At 75.4% G+C, this 22,477-nt stretch carries 16 protein-coding genes; 5 read left to right on the top strand and 11 right to left on the bottom strand.

The features are described from left to right. Nucleotides 1-4: 4 nt before the first annotated feature. Nucleotides 5-3,622 (bottom strand): condensation domain-containing protein, encoded by a 3,618-nt coding sequence (locus tag ACF073_RS04825; protein ID WP_392066922.1) that lies wholly within the window; start codon nt 3,620-3,622, stop codon nt 5-7. Nucleotides 3,623-3,773: 151 nt separating this feature from the next. On the opposite strand from ACF073_RS04825, the gene ACF073_RS04830 reads away from it, so the two are divergent. Next, complete coding sequence (locus tag ACF073_RS04830; RefSeq protein ID WP_392066923.1) at nt 3,774-4,502, top strand: thioesterase II family protein; 729 nt, start codon at nt 3,774-3,776, stop codon at nt 4,500-4,502. A gap of 50 nt (nt 4,503-4,552) precedes the next feature. On the opposite strand, the gene ACF073_RS04835 is transcribed toward ACF073_RS04830, so the two are convergent. Then, the gene (locus ACF073_RS04835) at nt 4,553-5,575 is read right to left on the bottom strand and encodes an acyl-CoA dehydrogenase family protein (protein ID WP_392066924.1); all 1,023 of its coding nucleotides are present in this window, start codon (nt 5,573-5,575) and stop codon (nt 4,553-4,555) included. A gap of 15 nt (nt 5,576-5,590) precedes the next feature. Further along, entirely contained in the window at nt 5,591-6,835 is a 1,245-nt protein-coding gene (locus ACF073_RS04840; RefSeq protein WP_392066925.1) for an acyl-CoA dehydrogenase family protein, read from the bottom strand. A gap of 326 nt (nt 6,836-7,161) precedes the next feature. Here ACF073_RS04840 and ACF073_RS04845 point away from each other — a divergent pair, with 326 nt between their 5' ends. Genes ACF073_RS04845 through ACF073_RS04855 form a run of 3 tightly spaced genes read left to right on the top strand, consistent with a single transcriptional unit; the run spans nt 7,162 to nt 14,962 of the window. Continuing rightward, nucleotides 7,162-10,380: an amino acid adenylation domain-containing protein gene (locus tag ACF073_RS04845; RefSeq protein ID WP_392066926.1), complete on the top strand. Its 3,219-nt coding sequence runs from the start codon at nt 7,162-7,164 to the stop codon at nt 10,378-10,380. After that, nucleotides 10,380-11,138 carry a thioesterase II family protein gene (locus ACF073_RS04850; protein ID WP_392066927.1) on the top strand — a complete coding sequence of 253 codons (759 nt, stop codon included), beginning with the start codon at nt 10,380-10,382 and terminating at the stop codon, nt 11,136-11,138. The genes ACF073_RS04845 and ACF073_RS04850 overlap by 1 nt, the downstream gene beginning before the upstream one ends. A gap of 20 nt (nt 11,139-11,158) precedes the next feature. After that, the gene (locus ACF073_RS04855; protein ID WP_392066928.1) at nt 11,159-14,962 is read left to right on the top strand and encodes an SDR family NAD(P)-dependent oxidoreductase; all 3,804 of its coding nucleotides are present in this window, start codon (nt 11,159-11,161) and stop codon (nt 14,960-14,962) included. Nucleotides 14,963-15,164: 202 nt separating this feature from the next. Here ACF073_RS04855 and ACF073_RS04860 read toward each other — a convergent pair whose 3' ends face one another. Genes ACF073_RS04860 through ACF073_RS04895 form a run of 8 tightly spaced genes read right to left on the bottom strand, consistent with a single transcriptional unit; the run spans nt 15,165 to nt 22,074 of the window. Continuing rightward, complete coding sequence (locus tag ACF073_RS04860; RefSeq protein WP_392066929.1) at nt 15,165-15,899, bottom strand: thioesterase II family protein; 735 nt, start codon at nt 15,897-15,899, stop codon at nt 15,165-15,167. Next, nucleotides 15,896-17,176 (bottom strand): cytochrome P450, encoded by a 1,281-nt coding sequence (locus ACF073_RS04865; protein WP_392066930.1) that lies wholly within the window; start codon nt 17,174-17,176, stop codon nt 15,896-15,898. Before ACF073_RS04865 ends, ACF073_RS04860 begins: the two co-directional genes overlap by 4 nt. A 1-nt stretch (nt 17,177) precedes the next feature. Continuing rightward, a complete protein-coding gene (locus ACF073_RS04870) occupies nt 17,178-17,423 on the bottom strand; it encodes a phosphopantetheine-binding protein (RefSeq protein WP_392066931.1) in 246 nt (81 codons plus the stop codon). 14 nt (nt 17,424-17,437) lie between these two features. Next, the gene (locus tag ACF073_RS04875) at nt 17,438-18,403 is read right to left on the bottom strand and encodes a transketolase family protein (RefSeq protein ID WP_392066932.1); all 966 of its coding nucleotides are present in this window, start codon (nt 18,401-18,403) and stop codon (nt 17,438-17,440) included. After that, nucleotides 18,400-19,191, bottom strand: a complete 792-nt coding sequence (locus tag ACF073_RS04880) for a transketolase (RefSeq protein WP_392066933.1) — start codon at nt 19,189-19,191, stop codon at nt 18,400-18,402. Before ACF073_RS04880 ends, ACF073_RS04875 begins: the two co-directional genes overlap by 4 nt. Next, entirely contained in the window at nt 19,188-20,495 is a 1,308-nt protein-coding gene (locus ACF073_RS04885) for a DegT/DnrJ/EryC1/StrS family aminotransferase (protein ID WP_392066934.1), read from the bottom strand. Before ACF073_RS04885 ends, ACF073_RS04880 begins: the two co-directional genes overlap by 4 nt. After that, a complete protein-coding gene (locus ACF073_RS04890) occupies nt 20,492-21,493 on the bottom strand; it encodes a BtrH N-terminal domain-containing protein (protein WP_392066935.1) in 1,002 nt (333 codons plus the stop codon). The genes ACF073_RS04885 and ACF073_RS04890 overlap by 4 nt, the downstream gene beginning before the upstream one ends. After that, complete coding sequence (locus ACF073_RS04895) at nt 21,490-22,074, bottom strand: hypothetical protein (protein ID WP_392066936.1); 585 nt, start codon at nt 22,072-22,074, stop codon at nt 21,490-21,492. The genes ACF073_RS04890 and ACF073_RS04895 overlap by 4 nt, the downstream gene beginning before the upstream one ends. A 222-nt stretch (nt 22,075-22,296) precedes the next feature. Between ACF073_RS04895 and ACF073_RS04900 the strand changes: the two genes are divergently transcribed. Continuing rightward, nucleotides 22,297-22,473: a lysine biosynthesis protein LysW gene (locus ACF073_RS04900; protein WP_392066937.1), complete on the top strand. Its 177-nt coding sequence runs from the start codon at nt 22,297-22,299 to the stop codon at nt 22,471-22,473. The last annotated feature ends 4 nt before the right edge of the window (nt 22,474-22,477 follow it).

Genomic DNA, 22,477 nt, shown 5'->3' on the forward strand with positions numbered 1-22,477 from the left:
GGGCCTACCTTTCGTCCGAGGGAATGACCCGGCCGGCCAGTGCGGACAGCCGGAGGGCGGGATCGGCGGTCACCGCGGTCAGCAGCGCGGTCAGCCGCTCCAGATGGCGGCGGCCGGTCTCCGCCTTCCACAGACCGGTGTCCAGCTCCAGCATCACCTGGAAGCCGTCCGCCCGGATGATCCCGTGGAAGGAGAGGTCGTAGCGGGCGGTGCCGTGCGAGAGCATCTCGTAGCCCACCTGGCAGCCGGGCAGGTCGAGCGGCATCCAGCCGTCCAGCTGGAGCTCGCAGGTCACCTGGTAGAGCGGGTGCCGGTCGGCGGGCCGCTCGACGCCGGCCGCCTCCAGGATCTCCGGGAACGGCAGCCGCTGGTGGTCGTAGGCGCGCAGCAGGGTGGCGCCCACCCGCTCCAGCAGGTCGGTGAAGCGGGGGTCGCCGGAGCAGTCCGCGCGGACCGGCAGCACATTGAGGAAGCAGCCCACCAGGTGTTCCGCGCCCCGCCGGCCCCGGTTCTCGGTCGGCACGCCGACCACCAGGTCCCGCTGCCCGCCGCTGAGGTGGTGCAGATACGCCAGGACGGCCGTGAGGAACACGGTGTACGGGGTGGTGCGCCGCTCGGCGGCCAGCGCGAGCACCGCGTCGGCGAGCGCGCGCGGCGCCGGGTGGGCGAGGAACTCGCCGGTGTGGCCCGCCCGTTCGGGGCGGGGGTGGTCGGTCGGCAGCCGCAGCGGCGCCACCCCGGCCAGCGCGCGCTGCCAGTAGCGGCGCAGCCGGTCCCCCTCGCGCCCGGCGAGCAGGTCCCGCTCCGCGGCGGCGAGCCCGGCGAAGTCCAGCTCCAGCGGGGGCAGGGCGGCGGCGCCCAGGCCGGTCCGGCGCCGGTAGTGGGCGGACAGTTCGCGCATGAAGACGGTCATCGACACCTCGTCGGTGACCAGGTGGTGGAAGAGCAGGTGCAGCACGTGGTCCCGCGCCCCCCGCCGCACCAGCCGGGCGCGCAGCAGCGGACCGGTGGACAGGTCGAAGCCGCCGTACGCGGTCTCCTCCTCCAGCGCCCGGTCGCGGGCCTCCCGCTCCCCGGCGGGCAGCGCCGACAGATCGGTCACCGGGACGTCCATGCCGCAAAAGGGCAGTATCCGCTGCATGGGCTCCCCGTCGACCTCCACGAACACCCCGCGCAGCCCGTCCTGACGGGCCACCACGTCACCGACGGCCGCGCACAGGGCGGCGGCGTCCAGCGGTCCGTCGATACGCAGCAGGAGCGGGATGGTGTGCGTCAGCCGGCCCGGGTTCAGCTGCTCCGCCAGCCACAGCTGGCGCTGGGCGGAGAGCAGCGGGACGGTCCGCTCCACGTCATGCCCGGCCGGCCCGGCGCCCGGCTCCGCGTCCCCGGTGCCGGGGACACCGGCGGAGGGCTCCTCCGTGCCGAGCAGGAGCAGCATCTCCACCAGCCGGGGCGCGCGATGGCGCAGTTCCTCGGCGAGCAGGGCGGGGGTGGGGTGCTCGAAGAGCAGGCGCAGGGTCAGCTCGACGCCGAGGCTCTCCCGGAGGTTCTCCACCAGCCGGGCGGCCAACATCGAGTGGCCGCCGAGGGCGAAGAAGTCGTCGTCGGGACCGACCGCCGGCAGCTCCATCGTCTCCGCCCACAGTTCGGCCACCAGCGGGACCAGTGGATCGGCGGGCCGGCCGGGCTCCGGCGGGGCGCCGGGGGCGCTCCGCGGCCGCTGGTCGTCGAGCAGCCACAGTTCGCCGGCCGGGCCGCGCCGTACGGTCAGCCCCGTCGGTTCCGTCCGGCCGCCGACGTCGAGCAGCAGGGGGGCGGGGGCGCAGGCGGCGAGCGGGGCCGGCGGCGGGAGCGGGACCGCGCCGACGGGCAGGACGGCGGGCCAGGCGTCGGGCAGCCCGGTCAGGTCCAGGGCGAGCAGGGCCCCCGAGCCCGCCGGGCGGACGAGCCGCAGGACCCGCCTCGCCCCCGACGACCGCAGCCGGGCCGGTTCCCGCGGGTCGAGCGGGCCGTCCACCAGCACGGTCCGGGCCCCGGGCAGGGCGTCAAGGCGGCCGTCCGGACGGAGATGGACGGCCACGACGGCCGCGACGTCGGTGGCACCGGCGCCGACCGCGCTGTCGGCCCCGGCGCCGCCCGTGCCCGTACCCGTACCCGTGCCGAACGCGGCGCCCGCCCGCCGGACCGCGGCGGCCAGCGCGTCGGCCTCCGCGAACTCCGCGTCGGCCCGCACGGTGTCCCCGGGGGCCAGCTCCAGCAGCCCGGCGAGGTCGGCGGCCGGGGCCGCACCCGCCGGCGGTGCGCCCAACTCCACCTGTGACAGCGGGAGTCCGGGGTCCGCGAGCCAGCCGGTGAGCAGCCGCTCGTAGTCGGCGGCCAGGGCCGCGATGCCCGCCTCGGTGTAGAGACCGGTGTCGTACTCGACCCACAGGCCGGCGTGCCCGTCGGTCACCTCCAGCTCGACGATGGTGTCGAAGCGGCCCCGGGTCCGCTCCACCACCACGGGGACCGCGGGCAGGCCCGCGAACTCGCCCGTCCCGACGGCGTCCACGAGCGGGATGAACAGATGCTGGACCAGCGGGGTGCGGCCGACGTCGCGGTCGGGGCGGGCCAGTTCGAGGATGCGGCTGAAGGGCAGCCGGCCGTGCTCCACCGCGCCGGCCACCGCACGGGCACAGCGCTCGGTCAGCCGGCCGAACGCCGGGTCGCCCGAGGTGTCGAGGCGCAGCGGCACGGTGTTGGCGAACTGCCCCACCATATGCGCGGTCTGCGCCGTGGACCGGTTCGCGGCGAGCACGCCGAGCACCAGGTCCTCGGCTCCGGTGGACCGGGTGGTCAGGGCGGCGAAGGCGGCGAGGCCCACGGCGTAGACGGTGGTGTGCCGCTCGGTCGCGTGGGCGCGCAGGGCGGCGGCCACCCCCGGCGCGAAACGGAAGCCGGTGCGTCGGCCCGCGGTGCCCTTCACCCGGGGCCGCGGCCGGTCCGTCCGCAGGTCGAGAGCGGCGGGGGCGCCGTCCAGCACGGACCGCCAGTAGGGCCCGTCGGTCCGCTCGGCGGCGGGCAGCAGGTGCTCCCGCTCCCAGGCCGCGTAGTCCCCGTACTGCAGCTCGGGCTCGGGTACGGCCGGGGCGCCCGGGGCCGCCGCGCAGTCCCGGCTCAGCTCGTCCCACATGATCCGGACGGCGGTGGCGTCGGCGACGAGGTGGTGCACCGCGAGGGCGAGCACCTGCTCGTCGGCGGCGAGACGGACGAGCAGGAAGTGCAGCAGCGCGTCGGACGACGGGTCCATCTCCCGGGCCGCGAAGGCGGACAGGGCGGGGCCGAGGGCCGCCTCGCGCTCGGCGGCGGGCCGGCCGGACAGGTCCAGCACGTCGAGCGGCGGCCGCCCGGGCACGGGCCGCACCCACAGCGCGGTCCCGCCGTCCGCCGCCGTGACGGTGTTCGCGCGCAGGATCTCGTGGCGGCGCAGCAGCGCGAGGACGGCCTGTCCCAGGACCGCCGGGTCGAGTGCGCCCCGCAGCCGCACGGCCACGCACTCGCCCTGGGCCGTGCCGCCGGCACCGGCGCTCACGAAGTGCTCCTGGATCGGCGCCAGCGGAACGCCGTACCCCGCTTCCTGCATGGGACCCCCCTTGTCGTGACGGTGCTGCTGATGGTGCGTCAAGCCCGCTGAGCGGAGCGGTGGTTGCACCGGTGACAGGCCGGCGGCGGCTCGCTACGATCGGCGGCCGATCCAGCTACTGACGACTTCCGGCCGAACGGTGGTGGGCGTGATGGCGATTCCCCGGTGGTTCCTGCGGGCCCCCTCGCCCGACGCGGAGTACCGGCTGCTGTGCTTCCCGTACTCGGGCTGCGGTGCCTCCATGTACGCCGGCTGGCCGCAGTGGATCGGGCCGGTGGAGGTGCTCCCGCTGCAACTGCCCGGCCGGGAGAACCGGATGCGCGAGCCGCACTACGGCACCTACGAGCAGCTCGCCGCCGACGTGGTGGACGGGGTCGCCGCGTACCTGGACCGGCCGTACGCGGTGTTCGGCCACTGCGGCGGCGCGCTGCCGGCCTTCGAGACCGTGCTGCGCATCCGGGAGGCAGGCCTCAGGGCGCCGGAGCGGTGTTTCGTCTCCTCCCAGGTGGCCCCGCAGGACGGGCCGTACGGGCGGTTCCTCGGGCTGACCGAGGAGGGGCTGCGGGACGAGCTGCGCGGGCTGTTCGCCGCGCTCGGCTCGGACAGTCCGCCGGCCGAGATGCTCGACCTCTTCCTCGAAGTGATGTGCGCCGACCTGGACGCCAACCGCACGTACCGCAAGCCGGTGACGCCCGGCGCCGCCTGCCCGCTCACGGTGATCGGCTGGGACGCCGACGTCGAGGTGCCGCACCGGCTGATGGGCGGCTGGGAGGGCTGGGCGGACGCCTCGAAGGTGGTGCTGCCCGGCACCCACTACACCTTCCTGAGCGCCCCTGACGTGCTGCTGGAGCGGCTGCGGACGGACCTGGCCGGCGGCTGAGCGGGCCGGGCCGCCGGTCCGGGCGGACCGTACGGCCGCGGCCTCGGGGGTCACTCGCCGAGACCGGGGGCCGGCCGGCCCCCGGCTGCCAGCCGGGCGCCCGCCTCCCGCCACAGCCGCCGGGGAGCGCCCAGCCGGGCCGCCTCCGCCGAGGCGTGCCGGTAGGCGGTGGCGGCCGTCGCATGAGCCAGCATGCCCCGCACGCCGTGCAGCTGGATGGCCAGCCGTGAGCAGGCGAGGGCGTGTTCGGCCGCGGCGGCGAGCGCGAGGGCGGCGACCGCCCGGCAGTCCTCGCCCCGGTCGTGCCGCCAGGCGGCCTCGTGGACGAGCAGCCGCCAGCCGTCGCCCTCCCCGACCAGCCGGGCCAGCCGGTGCGCCACCGACTGGCGGTCCACCAGCGGGGTGCCGAACTGCAGCCGCCGGTTGACGTGCGCGCGGGCCGCCGCGAGCGCGGCCTCGGCGAGCCCGGTCAGTACCGCGGCCTGGCGCACCCGGCCCGCGTCGAGGGCGGTGTGCAGCACCTGCTCCGGCACGGTGAACGGGGTGGCGGGCGCCCCGGAGAAGCGGAGCATCCGGCCGGGCAGCCCGAGCAGGGGGTGGTCCACCGACTCCACGCCCGGGCCGTCGGGCACCACCGTGCACCACTGCGCCGAGCCGTCCGGCCGCAGTGCGCGGACCACCGCGAGGGCGGCCTCGTCGGCGGGCAGCGGTCCGCTGTCCCCGGTCAGCCGGTCCCGCTCGTCGAGCCGCAGGGCGGGCGTGCCGTACGCGCCGGCGGTGACCAGCTGGGTCTCGCCCTTGGCGGCGCGGGCGGCCAGGTCCGCCGCGCCGCGGTCGTCGGGCAGCAGGTCGAGGGCGAGGCGGGTCTCCCGCCGGGCGGGCAGCGGGCACAGCTGCCGGCCCAGCTCCAGGTCGACCACCACCTCGGCGCCCAGGCCGAGGCCGTAGCCGCCGAGCCGGTCGGGCAGGCCCAGTTCCGGCACCCCGATCGCGGCCAGCTCGGCGTGGGTCTCGCCGGTCCGGCTGAGCGCCGCCCGCACCGCGGCGGCGAGCCGCACCTGTACGGGATCCATGGACAGGTCCACCCGCTATCCCCCCGTCTCCACGTCGTCGAGCAGCCGCGCGCCGGTGATGATGTCCAGCAGCACCTCGGACGCGCCGCCCGAGATGGACATGCCCGGGGCCTCCCGGAAGGCCGCCTCCAGCACCCGGTCCGGTCCTCCGAGGCCGTCCGGTCCGTCCGGTCCTCCGGGGCCATCCGGTCCTCCAAGGCCATCCGGTCCCTCGGGGCCGTGCGGTCCTCCGGGTCCTGGCGGGCCGAGGGCGGAGAGGCCCAGCGCCTCCATCGACCACCAGGAGACGGCCTGCGCGGTCTCGCTCGCGTGCCACTTGGACATCGAGGCGGAGGCGATGTCCGGCCGGTCCTCCTGGAGTTGCTGCAAGGCCCGGCAGGTGAGCAGCCGGGTGGCGGCCAACCGCGCGTGGTGGCGGGCGAGTTCGGCGAGGTCCGCGCCGTCCGGCGCCGGACCGGCGAGCAGCCGGCGGGCGGTGAGGTCGAGCCAGTGCCGGGCGCGCACGTAGTAGTCGAGGCCGCTGCGCTCGGCGGCGAACATCCGGGTGATCAGCGACCAGCCCTCACCCGGTGCGCCGAGCACCGCCTCGGGACCGACCTTCACATCGGTCAGCCGGACGTCGTGGAACTGCTCGTCGGCGAGGCTGGGCAGCGGCCGCACGCTGACCCCGGGCGCGTCGAGCGGCACGAGGAACAGGGACATGCCCTCGTACCTGCTCTGCTCCGGGGCGGTGCGCACGGCACACAGTGCCAGGTCCGCGTAGGCGGTCTTCAGGTTGTAGGTCTTGCGGCCCTTGAGGGTCCAGCCGCCGTCGGGGCCGGGCTCGGCCCGGGTGGTGATGCCGGCCAGGTCCGAGCCGTGCTCCGGTTCGGTGAACAGGATGCAGACGGACAGCTCGCCGGAGGCGAGCCGGGGCAGCAGCGCCGCGCGCTGTTCCGGCGAGCCCGCCTGGAGGATCAGCGAGCCGACGATCTGGACCGAGATGTAGTAGAGGCTCTGCGGTACCCCGTGCGTGACCAGTTCCTCCAGCAGGACGACCGTCTCGGTGAAGTCGCCGCCCCGGCCGCCGTGTTCGGGCGGCCAGGACGGAGCGAGCACCCCGGACCGGCCCAGATGCCGGTACAGCGGCCGGACGTCACCGTCCATGCCGTCGCGGCGCGCGTGGACATCGTCCAGCAGGGTCCGGGTGTCGGGGGAGGTCAGCAGAGTCCGCAGCTCTTGTCTGAAGTCGAGGGTTCTCCGGGTGACGCTCAAATCCATGACGCGTCCTTGTCGAGACTCGATGGCCGCACTACTGTGGCACACGTTGTCGGTCCTTGAATAGTGCCGCATCGGCCCGTCGACGGATGAGTGCCCGGGGGATTCGGGGCACTGCCCATCCGTCGGGCGACTTCACTGGTCGAAGCTTTTTCTGCGGTCATATCCGACGTGTCCTTGCGTGCCGTGTCTGCTGCGACGACTGTTATGCGTCTGGTGAACTGGGGGACGAATTGGCTGGACAAGGCGAGTTGCTCCGAAGGCTGCGGAGCCTTTCCGCGGAGCGCCGCGCGGAATTGCTGGCCCGCTTGGACGGAGCGGAACCGGGGGTGCGCACCGCTCCGCTCACCTTCCGGCAGGAGCAGCTGTGGCTGTTCGACAAGGTGTCGCCCAGCAGCACCGCCTACGGACTCGGTTTCGCCCTGCGCCTGACCGGGCCGCTGCAGGTGCCCGCGCTCCGCGCCGCCCTCGACGACCTGATCGGCCGGCACGGCGCCCTGCGCTCGGTCTTCCCGCGGGAGCACGACACCGGAGTGCAGGTGGTGCAGGCCGCACGGCCGGTCCGGCTGACGGCCGAACCCTGCGACCCCGGCGAGGCGCGGGCCCGGACGCGGGAGATCGTGACGGCCGAACTGGCCGAAGGGTTCGACCTCGACGCCGCGGCCCCGCTGCGCCTGCGGCTGCTGCGCCTGACGGCCGACGAGCACGTCCTGGTGCTGGTCTCCCACCATCTGATCCTGGACCACCGTTCCGTCGGAGTGCTGGTGACGGATCTCGCCGCTGCCTACGCGGCCCGGCGGGCCGAGCGGAATCCGGAATTCCCCGAGCCGGCCCACCCGTTCGGCGAGTACGCTGCCTGGCAGCGGAACTGGACCGAGGGTCCCGAGGCGCGCGCCGGTATGGAATTCTGGCACCATGAGCTGGCCGCCTGGGAGAACACCGAGATTCCCCCCGACCATCCTCGGCCGCGCGTTCTCGACCTTACCGCCGAATCCATTGAATCCCCGATTCCGGATGAACTTCTGAAGCAGCTCCGGGATTTCGCGGAGAAATCCGGGAATCCCGCCGAGGACATCCTTCTCGGCGCCTTCTTCGCACTCGTGGCCCGCCATCTGTCGGGCGCCGACCTCACCATCGGCATACCGCACCGGGTCCTCGGACCGTTCCCCTCCGGCCTCCTGGTCGGGGACTGCGGGAACCTGCTCGCCCTGCGCGTGGAACTCGACGGCGATCCCGCGTTCGCCGAGATCGTGCGCCGGGTGCGCGCCCGCCGCGAGGCGGCAAAGCGGCACGGCGCCACCCCGTTCCGCACCGTCCTCGACGGCCTCGGCCTGGAGCCCGACCCGTCCCGGCTGCCGCTGGTCCAGCTCGGCTTCGACGCCTGGACCGAGACCGCGCACACCGCGTCGGCGGGCGGGTTGACCCTGTGCGCCGAACGGATCGACACCGGCGCCAACAGCTTCGAACTCTCCCTGGAGACGACCCCGTTGGACGGGCCGGACCCCGTCGTCCGGATCCGTTACGCCACCGCGCTGTACCGCGAGTCCACCGCCCGCCGCCTCGCCGAGCGCTTTCTGCTGCTGCTCGGACAGGGCTGCGCCCGCCCCGAGACCCCGCTGCACGCGCTGGAGATCACCGGGGACACGGAGCGCGCCACGATCCTGGACCGGTGGAACGCGCCGATCGGCAGCCGCCCGCCCGAGGTGCTGCACCGGGTCTTCGACGACGTCGCCCGCGCCCACCCCGAGCGGACCGCGCTGGCCGGCCGGGGCGGCGAGGTCTCCTACCGGGAACTCCAGGCCCGGGCCAACCGGCTCGCCCACCGGCTGATCGCGCGCGGAGTGGCCCCGGGCGACCGGGTGCCGGTGCTGGTCGGGCGCGGTCCCGCCGCCGTCACCGCGATCCTCGCCGTGCTGAAGGCCGGCGCCGCCTACGTCCCCGTCGACCTCGGACAGCCCGCCGACCGGGTCCGCACCATCGTCGCGGACTGCGGCGCCCGGCACGTCCTCGCCTCCCCGGAGGTCGCGCAGCTCGACGAGGGCGTCGCCGCCGAGATCCTCACGGTGACCGGCGAGGCGGACGAGCACGCCGCGTTCCCGGACACCCCGCCCGAGCGGGACACCGCCCCGCAGTCACTGGCGTACGTCATCTACACCTCGGGGTCCACCGGCCGCCCCAAGGGCGTCCTGGTCGAGCACCGCAACGCGGCCGGCTTCGTGCGCAACGTGCAGGAGATGTTCGGCCTCGGCCCCGCCGACCGGGTCCTCCACTTCGCCTCCCTCGGCTTCGACGTGTCGGTCTTCGAGATCTTCGGCGCCCTGCTGTCCGGGGCCCGGCTGTACGTCGTCGACGACGAGGAGCGCTCGTCCCTCGACGCGCTGGACACGGTCCTGGCCGGCGAGGGGATCACCGTGATCGACCTGCCGCCGGCCATCATGGAGCTGCTCGACCCCGACCGGTACCCCGCCCTGCGCGTGGCGTTCGTCGGCGGCGAGGCCTTCTCCGGCGAACTGACCACCCGCTGGGCCCGCGGCCGGCGGTTCACCAACGGCTACGGCCCGACCGAGACGACCGTCACCGTGGTCGCCAAGGACTGCGCGGGCCACTGGGCCGCCTCGCCGCCGATGGGCCGGGCCATGACCAACCACCGCGCCTACGTGGTGGACGAGGCGCTCGGCCTGCTCCCGCCCGGCGCGGTCGGCGAACTGGCCGTCGCGGGACTCGGCGTCGCCCGCGGCTACCTGGGCCGCCCCGGCCTGACGGCCGAACGCTTCCGCCCCGACCCGTACGGGCCGCCCGGCTCCCGGATGTACCTGAGCGGCGACCTCGCCGGCTGGAACGACGACGGCGACCTGGTCTTCCGGGGGCGTGCCGACCGGCAGGTCAAGGTCCGCGGGGTGCGCATCGAACTCGGCGAGGTCGAGGCCGCCCTCCAGGCCCTGCCCGGCGTCGCCCGCGCGGTCGCCGACGTGGCGGTCGACCCGCACCGCGGCACCCTGCTCGTCGCCTACGTGGTGGCCGCGCAGGAGGGCGAGCTGAAGCTCGACGCGGTACGGTCCGCGCTCGGCGACCGGCTGCCGCCGACCATGGTGCCCAGCGTCCTGGTCCCGGTGCCGGCCGTTCCGCTCACCGCCAGCGGGAAGGTGGACCGACGCGCCCTGCCCGCCGTCGAGTTCACCCAGCTCGACGACCTCGGCGACCCGGGCGCGGAGGACGGCAGCCCCACCGAGCGCACCGTCGCGGCCGAGGTGTTCGGCCCGCTGCTGGGCGCCCGGATCGGACGGCACGTCAACTTCTTCGCGCTCGGCGGCACCAGCCTCCAGGCCATCCGGATCGCGCCGCGCGTGAAGGCGGTGTTCGGCGTCGACGTCTCCATCGCCGAGTTCTTCGCCGCGCCCACCGTCGCGGGGCTCGCCCGGATCGTCGACGAGGCGCTGGCCCGCCGCGACCAGCGGCGCGATCGCCTGGCCGCCGCCCTCGACCTGGTCGAGGCGCTCGCCGACGACGAGATCGAGGCCCTCGCCGACGAGCGGCCCGGGGACCAGTGATGGGCGCGGCCGTGTTCACCGCCGAGTCCCCCTGGGTCCGGCGGGCCGCCCGGCCCGCCCCCGTCCTGCGTCTGATCTGCCTGCCGCACGCCGGTGCCGGCGCCTCCGTCTTCCGCACCTGGCCCGAGCTGCTGCCGCCCGGCATCGAGGTGCTGGTCGTCCAGCTGCCCGGCCGCGAGGACCGCTCCAAGGAGGACCCGCCGACCCGGCTGCGGTCCCTCGTCCGGGCCTGCGCCATCGCCCTGCGCCCCTTCTGCACCGGCGACTTCGCGCTGTACGGCCACTGCGCCGGCGCGCTGCTCGGCTGGGAGGTCGCCCGGGAACTGGGGGAGCGGGACGGGCTGTGGCCGCGCCGGCTGCTGGCCGCCGCGCAGCCCGCCCCGCATCTGCCGCCGCCGGAACACCCGCTGCACGCCCTGGCCGACGCCGACCTCGCCGCCGAGGTCGCACGGCGCGGCGGACTGCCCGCCGCCGTCCTCGGCAACACGGCGCTGCTGGAGATGCTCCTGCCGCTGATCCGGTCCGACTTCACCCTCTGGGAGACCTACCGGTACGAGCCGCGCCCGCCGCTGCCCTTCCCGGTCACCACCCTGCGCGGCACCGAGGACACCACCGTGCCGGTCGCCGCGCTGCACTCCTGGGCCGAGCACACCACCGCCGGCCACACCCACCACGACGTGGACGGCGGCCACTACTTCGTCAACGAGCCCACCGAACGGACCGCCCGGGTCCTCGCCCGAGCGCTGCTGGCCGGGTGAGACCGGCCGAGGGGGAGAACATGGCGCACCACACCGACGCCGCCGGCCCGGCGGCGCTCAGACGGCTGGCCGAGTCCGTCCCGGGCGTACGCGAGGCCGCCGTCGTCCTCGACCGGCGGGTCCGCACCGCCCTGCCCGCCCCGGCCGGCCCGGAGACCGCACCCCCCGCGGGCACCCCCCTCCCGGACGACCGGCCCGCCGTCAGCGCGGGCCCGCCGGCCACGCTCCCGCCGGACGCCCCCCGCACCCTCACCGAGGCCCTGCTGCGCGCGGCGGAGCTGGCACCCGGACGCGGCACCACCTATCTGCTGCCCGACGGCGGCACCGACCGGCAGACCTATCCCGAGCTGCTCCACGAGGCACGGTGCGCCCTGACCGGCCTGCGCGCCGCCGGACTTGGCCCCGGCGACCCCGTGCTGCTGCAGTGCGCCGACAGCCGGACCTTCCTGACCGCCTTCTGGGCCTGCGTCCTCGGCGGCCTCGTCCCCACCCCGGTCGGCCCGGTCCTCGACCACACCACCGACAACGCGGGCACCCGCAGGCTCCGGGCCGCCTGGGAGCTGCTCGACCGCCCGCTGATCCTGACCGACGACGCGCTGCTGGACCCGACCACGGCCCTGGTCGCCCGGTGGGGCGGGCCCGCACCGGCGCGGGTCGCCTCGGCCGCCCGCACCGCCGCCGCCCCCGCCGAGCCGTACGCGGCCGGCCCCGACGACCCGGTCGTGCAGCTGCTCACCTCGGGCAGCACCGGCACCCCCAAGTGCGTGCGCCACGCCCACCGTTCGATCGTCGCGCGCAGCCACGCGGTGGCCGCCCGCAACGGCTTCACCGAGCACGAGGTCACCCTCAACTTCATGCCGCTCGACCATGTGGGCGGCATCGTGATGTCCAACGTCCGGGACGTCTTCCTGCGGTGCGAGCACATCAACGCCCGCACCGAGGCGTTCGTCCGGCGCCCGCTGGCGCTGCTGGACTGGCTGTCCGAGTACCGGGTGACCAACACCTGGGCCCCCAACTTCGCCTACGCCCTGGTCGCCAAGGAGGCCGACGCGATCCGGGCGGGCAGCTGGGACCTCGGCACGGCCCGGCATCTGTGCAACGCGGGCGAGGCCGTGGTCGCCCGCACCGCCCGGCGCTTCCTCGAACTGCTCGTCCCGCACGGCCTGCCGCCCACCGCCATGGTCGCCTGCTGGGGCATGTCCGAGACCTCCTCCGGCGTCACCTACTCGGCCCTGGACGCCCGTGACCCCTCCGTCGGCACGGTCGCGCTCGACCCGCACTCGCTGGACGGCCGGCTCGCCACGCTGCCTCCCGACGCCGCCGGAGCCGTACTGCTCACCGAGGTCGGCCCGCCGGTCCCCGGCGTCGCCCTGCGGATCGTCGACGCGCGGGGCGAGGTGCTGCCCGAGGGCCGGATCGGCCGCCTCCAGGTCGCCGGGGACACCCTGCTGCTCGAGTACCACCGCAACCCGGAGGCGAACGCCGCCTCGTTCACCGACGACGGCTGGTTCGACACCGGGGACCTGGCCTTCCTCCGCGACGGCCGGCTCACCTTGACCGGCCGTGAGAAGGACATGGTGATCGTCAACGGCGCCAACTACCCGGTCGCCGACGCCGAGGCCGTGGTCGAGCAGACCCCGGGGGTGCGGCCCGCCTGCGCCGCCGTCTGCGGGGTCCGCGACGAGGACCGCGGCACCGACGCGATCCTGGTCTTCTTCGTGCCCGACGCCGAGGCGGCGGGCGATCTGGACGGCACGGTCGCCGCCGTGCGCGGTGCCCTGGCCCGGGAGCTGGCCCTGAGCCCGGAAGCCGTGATCCCGCTCACCGCCGAGGAGTTCCCGCGCACCGCGAGCGGCAAGATCCAGCGCGGCCGGCTGCTGGAGGACCACCGGGCCGGCCGGTTCGCCGACCGCCGCTACGACCATCGCGCCGAGGACCCCGTCACCGCGGCGAGCCCCGTGCTCGAACGGGTCTGGATCCCGTCGCCGGCCCCCGAACCCGCCCCCGGCACCGGTCCCGTCCTGCTGCTCGCCCCACCGGACGGCGCACTCCACGCCCCCCTCGCGGCCCGGCTCGACGGCCCCCTCATCCTCCTCACGGCGCCGGGCGGCCCGGCGTCCGCCGACCGCCCCGAACTCCCCGGCGTCACCGCGGCCGACCCGCTCGACCCGGCCGCCCTCGTGCACGCGCTGGAACGGCTCGCCCCCGGACTCGGGCCCCGCCCCCGGGTGATCTACGCCTGGGACGTCGGCCCCGCTTCCGGCGGCGCCGCCGACGAGCCCGCCGCCCGGCTGCTCACCGCCCTGTCGGCACTCGCCCGGACCCTGCCCGGTGCCGAGGTGACCGTGCTGACGCAGGGGGCGCTGGCGGCCGGGCCGCAGGATCCGGTGGAGCCCGGACGGGCCGCGCTCGCCGGCCTCGTCCGGACGGCCGGCGCCGAGGACCTGTGCGCGGCCGTCCGGCTGGTGGACGCGCCCGCCGGCGCCGACGCCGGCGAACTGGCGCGGCTCGCCCTCGTCCCCTACCCGGGGGAACTGACCGCGGTGCGCGGGGACGCGGCCCGCGTGCCCCGGCTGCGCCAGGTGGAGACCGCGACGGAGCTGGCCGTCCCCCGGGACGTGCTGCCGCCCGGCGGCACCTGCCTGCTCATCGGCGGTCTCGGCGGCCTGGGTGCCGTACTCGCCGAGTACCTGCTCGCCGCGCTGGGGGTGCGGCTGCTCGTCACCGGCCGCACCCCGGAGGAGAAACTCGCCCCCGAACAGGCCGGGCTGCTCGCCGATCTGCGCGCCCTCGGCGAGGTCCGCTACCTGGCCGCCGATGTCGCGGACACCGCCGCCCTCGCCGCCGGTGTCGCCGCGGCCGAGCGGGACTGGGACGCGCCCCTGCGGCTCGCGGTGCACGCGGCCGGCGCCTCCCCGGCCCCGCAGTGGACCGACCTCTCCGCACACGAGCTGCGCCGGGAGACCGCCGACTGGCTGCGCCACATGCTGCACGCCAAACTCGCGGGCGGCGCGGCGCTGGAAGCCGTCCTGCGCGACCGCCCGGAGACCGGTGTGGTGCTGTTCTCCTCGGTCAACGGCCACCTCGGCGGAGCCGCCTACGGCGCCTACTCGGCGGCGAACGCGGCGCTGGACGCCTTCGGCCACCGCTGGAGCGCCCAGGGGCGGTACGTCCGCTGCCTGGCCTGGAGCATGTGGGCCGGCACCGGCATGAACGACGGCAGTCCGCTGGTCGCCGCCGCCGAACGGCGCGGGCTGCGCTCCCTCGAACCCACCGAGGGGCTGCGGCTGCTGCTCGGCGCGGTGCGCGGCACCCGGCCGTATCTGCTGCTCGGCGCGGATCCGCGCAACCCGCATCTCGCCGCCGAACTGGCCCCGGACCAGTTCTCGGGCGGCAGCGTGGTGATCGCCCTGACCGTCGCGGAGGACGCCGACCCCGCGCAGGTGCGGCGCGCGGTGGCGGGCGCGCTCGCCGCGCGGGGCGCCCTCGCCCAGCTCGTGGTGGTCCCGCGGATCCCCCGTACCCCGGCGGGCGAACCCGACGCCGTCAGGCTGCTGGCGGAGCGGGCCGTGGACCGCCGGCCGAGCGGCTACGCGGCTCCGGTCGGCGCTGCCGAGACCCTGATCGCCGAGGTCTTCGGCGAGCACTTCCAGCACGAACGGGTCGGCCGGGACGACTCGGTGTTCGCGCTCGGCGGCGACTCCATCGTGATCCTCCAGGTGGCCGAGGCACTCGGCAGGCGCCTCGGCAGGGAGGTCCCGGTGCCGATGCTCTACCGGCACGCGACCGTCCGGGAACTGGCCACGGCCCTCACCCCGGCCTGACCCGCACGCACGGGCGGGGCCCCGGGAGGCATCTCGTCCCGGGGCCCTGGTCTGCGGTGCGGTGCGGTCGGTTCGAGCGGGCCGGTGCCGGTGCCGGGCGGGTGCGCCGGTTCGGGAGCCGGGCGCGGGTCTGGCGCCGGCCTGACCCGCACGCACGGGCGGGGCCCCGGGAGGACTCTCCTCCCGGGGCCCCGGTGTGCGGTCAGGCGGCCGTGCGCAGCACCGACTTCACGATCTGCCGGTGGTGGTCGGTCAGGAAGAAGTGACCGCCGGGCAGTACCGTCAGCTCGAACGGGCCGGTGGTCTGCTCGCCCCAGCGGGCCATGTCCGCGGGCCGCACCTCCGGGTCGGCGTCACCGCACCAGGCCAGGACCGGGCAGTCGAGCGGCGGCCCGGGAGCGTAGGCGTACCGCTCGATCAGGTCGAAGTCGGCGCGGATCATCGGCAGCAGCACATCGAGCAGCTCCGCGTGGCCCAGCACCTCCTCGGGGGCCGTGCCGTACGCCCGGAGCATCCGCACGAACGCGTTCCGCGGCAGCCCGGACACCGGGGCGACGGGCCGGGCGATGGGCGGTGCGGGCCGTCCGCTGACGAACAGCGTCCCGGCCGGGCGCCCCAGTACGGCGAGCCGCCGGGCCACCTCGAAGGCGGTGATCGCCCCCATGCTGTGCCCGAGCAGCAGCGGCCGGGTCGGGGCCGCCGCGATCAGCGGCGCCAGGGTGTCGGCCATCTCCGCGATGCTCGCCGGGCCGGGCTCCGCCATCCGGGACCCGCGCCCCGGCGGCTGGACCGGGACGATCTCTACAGCGGCCGTGAACTCCTCGGCCCAGGGCGCGTAGTAGGCGGCCGTACCGCCGGCGAACGGGAAGCAGTACAGCGTGGCGGACGCCCCGGCCCGGCGGAACCGGTTGTCGAACCACGACCCGGGGCCGCTCACGCGGACCCCGCCCCGGCCCCGCGCGCCCCCGCGCGGGGTGTCAGCCGGACCGGCAGATGCTTGTATCCGGCGACGAAGTTCGAGGCCAGATGGGCCGGTTCGCCGGCCGGCTCCACCCGTTCCACCAGCTCAAGCAGCTCGTCGAGGAACACTTCGAGGCCGAGCGTGGCGAGGCCGGCGCCGATGCAGTAGTGCGGCCCCACCCCGAAGGCGAGATGCCGGTTGCCGGTGCGTGTCCCGTCGAACTCGTAGGGCCGCGCGAACATCCGCTCGTCCCGGTTGGCGGAGCCCAGCCAGACGCTGACCGGCTCGCCCGCCCGCAGGGTACGGCCGTGCAGCCGCACGTCCTCGACCGCGTACCGCATGAAGTGGCTCGCCGGGGAGGCCCAGCGCAGCGTCTCCTGCACCAGGGGGCGGCGCAGCTCCGGGTCTCTGCGGGCCGCCTCGAACTGCTCGGGGTGCTCGGCCATCGCCAGCACGAGGGCGGAGGTGACATGGGGGGTGGTGACGTTCGCGCCGAGCAGCAGCGCGTAGCAGTTGAGGATCAGCTGATGCTCGGTCAGCCGCTCGCCGTCCACGTCCATGGACCGCAGGATGCCGATCAGGTCGTCGGCCTCCCGGCCGGCCGCCGTGCGCTCGCGGACCTCGGCCCGGAACAGGTCGAAGAGTTCGTGGTGGGCCAGCCGGATGGTGTTCTTGGGGTCGCCGAGGGAGTAGTCCGGGTCGTCGTAGGCGATGGTCATCGTGGTCAGTTCCGCCATGTGCCGCCAGTGCTCCCGGCGCAGTCCCATCAGGGTGCCGGTGAAGGCCATCGGGAACAGCAGCGCGGCCTGTGCGAGGTCGAACACCCCGCCGTCCAGGGCCGGTTCGAGCAGCTCGTGCACGATCCGGCGCAGCGCGCCCTCCTGGGAGGCCACCGCGCGCGGGGTGAGCGCCCTGCTGACCGGCTCGCGCAGCTGCCGGTGGCGGGGCGGATCGGTGTCCGGCATCATCTCGTCGGAGGCGAAGTCGGGCATGCTGAGGTCGATGATGCACAGCATGGTGCCGCGCCGCGAGGAGAAGGACCGGTGGTCCCGCAGCACCCGGGCGACGTCCTCGTAGCGGGTGAGCACCCAGAAGGGTTCGCGCCCGTCGGCCGGGTCGCAGTAGTAGGCCGGCTCGGTCTCCCGCAGCCGGGCCCAGACGGCGTGCGGGTCACCGGTGGCGTAGTAGGCGGAGTCGAGCAGATCGACGTCCTTGAACTCCACGGGTGCGAACGGCGGGCGCGACAGTCGCATCTCAGGCTCCTTCCGCCGCGGGGAGGCGGGCGTCGATCTCCTCGGCCAGCTCGGAGACGACCGTCGCCCGGTACAGCGTCCGGGGCGGCAGCCGGACACCGAGGTCCGCGTCGATGACGTCGAGCAGTTCCATCGCGGTCAGCGAGGTCCCGCCGAGCAGGAAGAAGTCGTCGCCCTCGGTGACGTGCTCGATGTTCAGCACACGCGCGTACAGTTCGGCGACCCGCAGGCTGGTGCGGTCCGGCATCGGGATCTCACCTCTCAGGGCGTCTGGATGTTCAGGACTCGGAGTGCGGCCTCCCGGACCGCCGCGGCACTCAGCCCGGCCTCGGCCAGGGCGTCTTCGTGACTGCGCACCACGGTGCCCACCGGTCCGCGTACCGCTACGCGTACCTGCGGGACCGGCCGGTGGCAGCCGAGCGTCTCGGCGACGGCGTCGCCGAGGCCGCCCGCCGGGCGGTGCTCCTCGACCGTCACCACGCCCCGGGTGGACCGGGCCGCCTCCAGGACCGCCCCGGTGTCCAGCGGGCACAGGGTGTGGATCTGCAGCACCCGGCAGGACACGCCCTCTCCGGCGAGTTGTCCGGCGGCCCGCAGGGCCAGCAGGACGGGCAGCGGTCCGAGCGCGAGCACGGTGACGTCCGTGCCCGCGCGCAACGTCACCGCACCGCCGAGCCGGAACTCCGCGGGCCGCTCCGCCACCGGCTCGGTGGCGGACCGGCCGAGCCGCAGATAGGCGGGCCCGGGAAGCCGGTGCAGGGCGCGCAGCGCCGGGGCGATCTCGGCGGCGTCCGCGGGCACCACGACCGTCAGGTCGTCCAGCGCCCGGGTGACCGCCAGGTCCTCAAGTGCGTAGTGCGTGGTGCCGAAGTGGGTCGCGGAGAGCCCGGCGTGGGTGGCGATCACCCGGACCGGCAGCCGGTTGCCGACGATGTCGAGCTTCAGCTGCTCGCCCGCCCGCAGACTCGCGAACGCCGCCATGGTGTGCACGTACGGGCGCAGCCCGCGTGCCGCGAGGCCGGCGGCCACCCCGAACAGGTTGGCCTCGGCGATGCCGACGTCGATGTAGCGGTCGGGGAAGCGGCGCCCGAAGGACTCGCCGAGGCCGCCGGTGTCGGAGTCCAGGCAGATCACCCGCTCGTCCTCGGCTGCCAGCGCGAGCAGCGCGTCCCGGTAGGCGTCCCGGGGCGCGAGGGCCGGGGTCCCGGCCGTGGTCGTGGTCGTCATCGGCGTTCCTGGGCGTCGAGGGCGGCGAGGGCGCGCTTGAGGAGATCCGGACGGAGCCTGACGTAGTGACTCGCGACCCGTCCCTGGAGGAACGGCACCCCGTGTCCCTTGACGGTGCGGGCCAGCACGGCCACCGGGCGGTCGGCGGGATCACCGAGCGCCGCGCCGAGCGCCGCGTGGTCGTGTCCGTCGACCGCGCGCACCTGCCAGCCGAACGCCGTGAAGCGCGCCTCAAGTGACTCGGCTCCCGCGGCCTCCTCGGTCGGTCGGGCCAGCTGGAGGCCGTTGCGGTCCACGACGGCGACCAGCGAGGTCAGCCGCCGGGACGCGGCGAACAGCGCCGCCTCCCACACCGAGCCCTCCTGGAGCTCGCCGTCCCCGAGCAGGGCGTAGGTCCGGCCGCCCGCGCCGGTGAGCTGCCCGGCAAGGGCCACCCCGGCCGCGAGGCTCAGCCCGTGGCCGAGCGATCCGGTGGGGAACTCCACCCCGGGCAGTCCGCGCGGCGGGTGCCCGAACAGCCGGCTGCCCGGCTCGGCGTAGCGGGACAGCTCGGCCCGGTCGATCCGGCCGGTGGCGGCCAGCGCCGCGTACAGGGCGGGCGCGGCGTGGCCCTTGCTCAGCACGAAGGTGTCCTGGTCGCCGAGGAGCCCGCCGTACAGCACCGCGAGCACGTCCACGCAGGACAGGCTGCCGCCCAGGTGCGCGCCCTGGGGCCCGGCCGCCATCTCCACCACGTCCCGGCGCAGCCGGCGGGCCAGTGCGGCGGCCCGCTCCGGGTGCGCGCTCACCGCGCACCGCCGGCGAGGTCGTCCCGCCAGTCCCCGTACGGCCGGGCCCGCGCCATGGCCCGTACGGTCTCCAGGCCGTCCCACACCTTCTCGAACGCCGTGGCGTACGCGGCCAGTACGGGGCCGGCCGCCGGGTTGAGGTGGCGGCGCTGGAGGCACAGCGTGCCGTCGAGGGCAGCGCCGGTCACCGGGAAGCGCTCGGCGATCGCGTCGAGGGACGCCGTCGCGGCCCGGAAGGCGGGGTGGGCGGGCAGCGGCGCGGTCTGGTAGCGGGAGACCGGCACGCCCTCGGCCCGCAGCGCGCGGTGCAGGGCGCGGCGTACGGCGGCCGGGGCCACCCCGGACAGGCCCAGCTCCGCGGGGACCAGGCGCAGCCGCAGGATGTGCCAGGCGTGGGTCCGCCCGGCCGGAACCACGGGGACGCGCAGGCCGGGCAGGGCGGCGAGCCGGTCGAGCAGCGCGCCCACCGACTCCTCGCGGGCCTTGGCCCACTGCGGCAGCCGGCTCAGCTGGGACCGGGCGAACGCGGCCTCCACCGGACCCATCCGGGCGTTCCACCCCGGGCCGTGCGCGACATAGGTGCGGATGCGCACCGGCGGACGTTCGCCGAAGGTGCGCAGTGCCAGGGCGGCGCGGTGCAGTTCGGCCGAGTCCGTGGTGAGCAGACCGCCCTCGCCGCAGGTCGGCAGGTTCTTGCTGGGGTGGAGGCTGAAGCAGCCGGCGAGGCCGAGCGAGCCGACCGGGGCGCCCTGGTGACGGGCGCCGTGGGCCTGCGCGGCGTCCTCGACGACCGCGAGGCCGCGGTCGCGGGCGAGGTCCCCGAGGGCGTCCATGGCGGCGGGCAGCCCGTGCAGGTGCACCGGCAGCAGGGCGGCCGTACGGGCCGTCAGCACCCCGGCGGCCTGGACCGGGTCCAGCGTGTAGGTGTCCGGTTCGATGTCGGCGAAGACCGGTTCGGCACCGCACCGGCGTACGGCGTGGGCGGTGGCGTTCATGGTGAGCGCGGGCACCACCACCTCGTCCCCGGGGCCGATGCCCGCCGCGGCGAGCGCGACCTCGAGCGCCGCGGTGCCCGAGGACACCGCCAGGCAGTGGGCGGTGCCGACGGCCCCGGCCCACTCCCGCTCCAGCGCGGCCGTCTCACCGCCGTCGCCGCCCGCGGCCGTCAGCCGGTCGCCGCGCAGCACCCGCAGCACGGCCCGCTCGTCCTCGTCGGTCACCACCGGCCAGTCGGTCAGGGCGGCGGTGTCCGGGCCGGGGGCGGGCACGGCGGGTGTGCCGCCGAGCAGGGCGAGTCGGCTCATGGGTCCTCCCGCAACACGGTCTCCAGGCGGTTCAGGCACAGCTCCCAGGTCGCCAGCAGCCGGCGTCCCAGGCCGAGCACGTGCTCCTCGCCGGGGCCGTCGCCGAGCGCGGTGTGCGCGGCGGCCACCCGGAGCCCGGTCCAGCCGTGGGCCACGAGGTCCACCCAGCGGCCCAGTTCGGCGAGGTCCGGGCGGTCGAGCGAGCGGGCGGCGGCGGCCAGGAAGCCCGCGTGCAGGGCGGCCTCGGCCTGGGCCGGCCAGCCGAGCACGTACAGCTCCTGGAGGACGCCCACGCCCTCGTCCCCGACCCGCTTGGGCACGTCGTCCAGCAGCGCGGACAGCGCGGCCGGGCCGTGACCGCCGCCGGCCCGCTGGGCGGCCAGGTTGCCGTGCAGGACGGTGCGCAGCCAGGCCGGGGTCAGCGGCGGCTGCGGTCCGGTCGGACGCACCTCCAGCCAGCGGAAGGCGGGGGAGGCGCCCGCGAAGAAGGGGTCGCTCGGGTCGTCGACGCTGAGCGAGCCGCGCGCGGTCTCCAGGACGGGGCGCGGCAGTTCGCCCGTGAAGGCGGGCGGCATGGGGTCGCTGATCAGGTAGGCGTCGGCGGCGGCCCGGTAGCCGGTGACCACCAGCAGATGCGCGGCGTGCACATCGTGGTAGGCGGGCCGGAACGGCAGGTGGTAGTTGTTCACCGCGACGACCGGCGGTACTCCGCGGTCCAGCGCGTCGAGGAGCTGCCGATGGGCCTCGGCGGCCGTCGCCGGGTGGTGCCAGCGGAACTCCACCGGGTGGTGGAGGCAGAGATGGGTGCCCAGGCGGTCGCCCGCCGGGTGGTAGAACTCGACGGACTCCACCGGCCCGGTCGGCGCCGTGAACCGCCACCCGGCGGCCAGCGCCCGCACCGGCTCCCAGCCCGCGCGCTCCAGCACGAGCCCGATGTCCATCTGGAGGCAGCTGCACAGGTCGTCGTACCAGGGCAGCGAGGATATCGCCGGGTTCACCGCACGGTCTCGACGGTCAGGGCGAAGATGTGCAGCGCCGGATTGACCGGCAGGCGCAGCGCCCGCAGCGGCTCCCGGCGGGTCACCGGGACGCGGACCGCCCACAGCTGCCCGGCGAGGTCCTGCTGCCGGTGGTGCGGATAGTGCAGGGCCGGCGACCGGGCGGCGAGGGTCTCGCCGAACCGCGCCTGGGCGGGCCAGAAGTCGGAGACCCTGATCCACTCCGGGTCCACAGCGCCGGAGGCGTAGTGGAGATGGACGGTCTCCTCGCAGCGCCGTTCGGAGGCGGCCAGCAGATGCAGCCATTCCGCCGGTGCCGCCGGCAGCGGAAGAAACTGCCCGTCACAGCGGATGTTGTCGGGCCCGGAATCGCGATCCGCTTTAGCGGAGAATGGTATTCCGCCGACCGTCCAGAGGCCGGTGGGCACGGTTTCGGTGGGCAAACTGTTCCCCCAGACGTTCATTCGCCCGTTGCGCAGATTCCTTCGGCTGGTGAGAGCGACATTATCGAGATACGGATCCAGATCGACCACGGTCAGGACGTGGGTACGACTGGCAGAAACCGACGGGAATTGGCTCACTGACAGACTCTCGGATTCGAGTGGTGCGCCTATGGTGCCGTCTGCGTTGTCGGCGAGGCTAGACGGCTGACGCCGCGCCGCGCAAGGCTGTTGCGGCCCCCGTCGGTGACCTTGACTGACCCTGGGGCACCTGTTCTACTGACGGCTGTCACTGCGCACCGTGATCCTCAAGTCGTCTTTTCTGACGCGACGTTGTGGCCTTAGGGGCCGGGGGGAGCCCAGATGAGTGGGACGTTCAATGTGTGCCCGGAGTGCCGCTCCAGCGTCGCTCTCGACGACGGAGTGATGGTCGCCGAAATTGTCGATTGCGTGGACTGTTCCGCGGCCTTGGAAGTTGTTTCCACCGAACCGCTGATCCTCGCGCTGGCCCCGGAGATCGAAGAGGACTGGGGAGAGTAGACCC

It is taken from the genome of Streptomyces sp. NPDC015171 (assembly GCF_043079545.1).
Classification (GTDB): Bacteria; Actinomycetota; Actinomycetes; order Streptomycetales; family Streptomycetaceae; genus Streptomyces.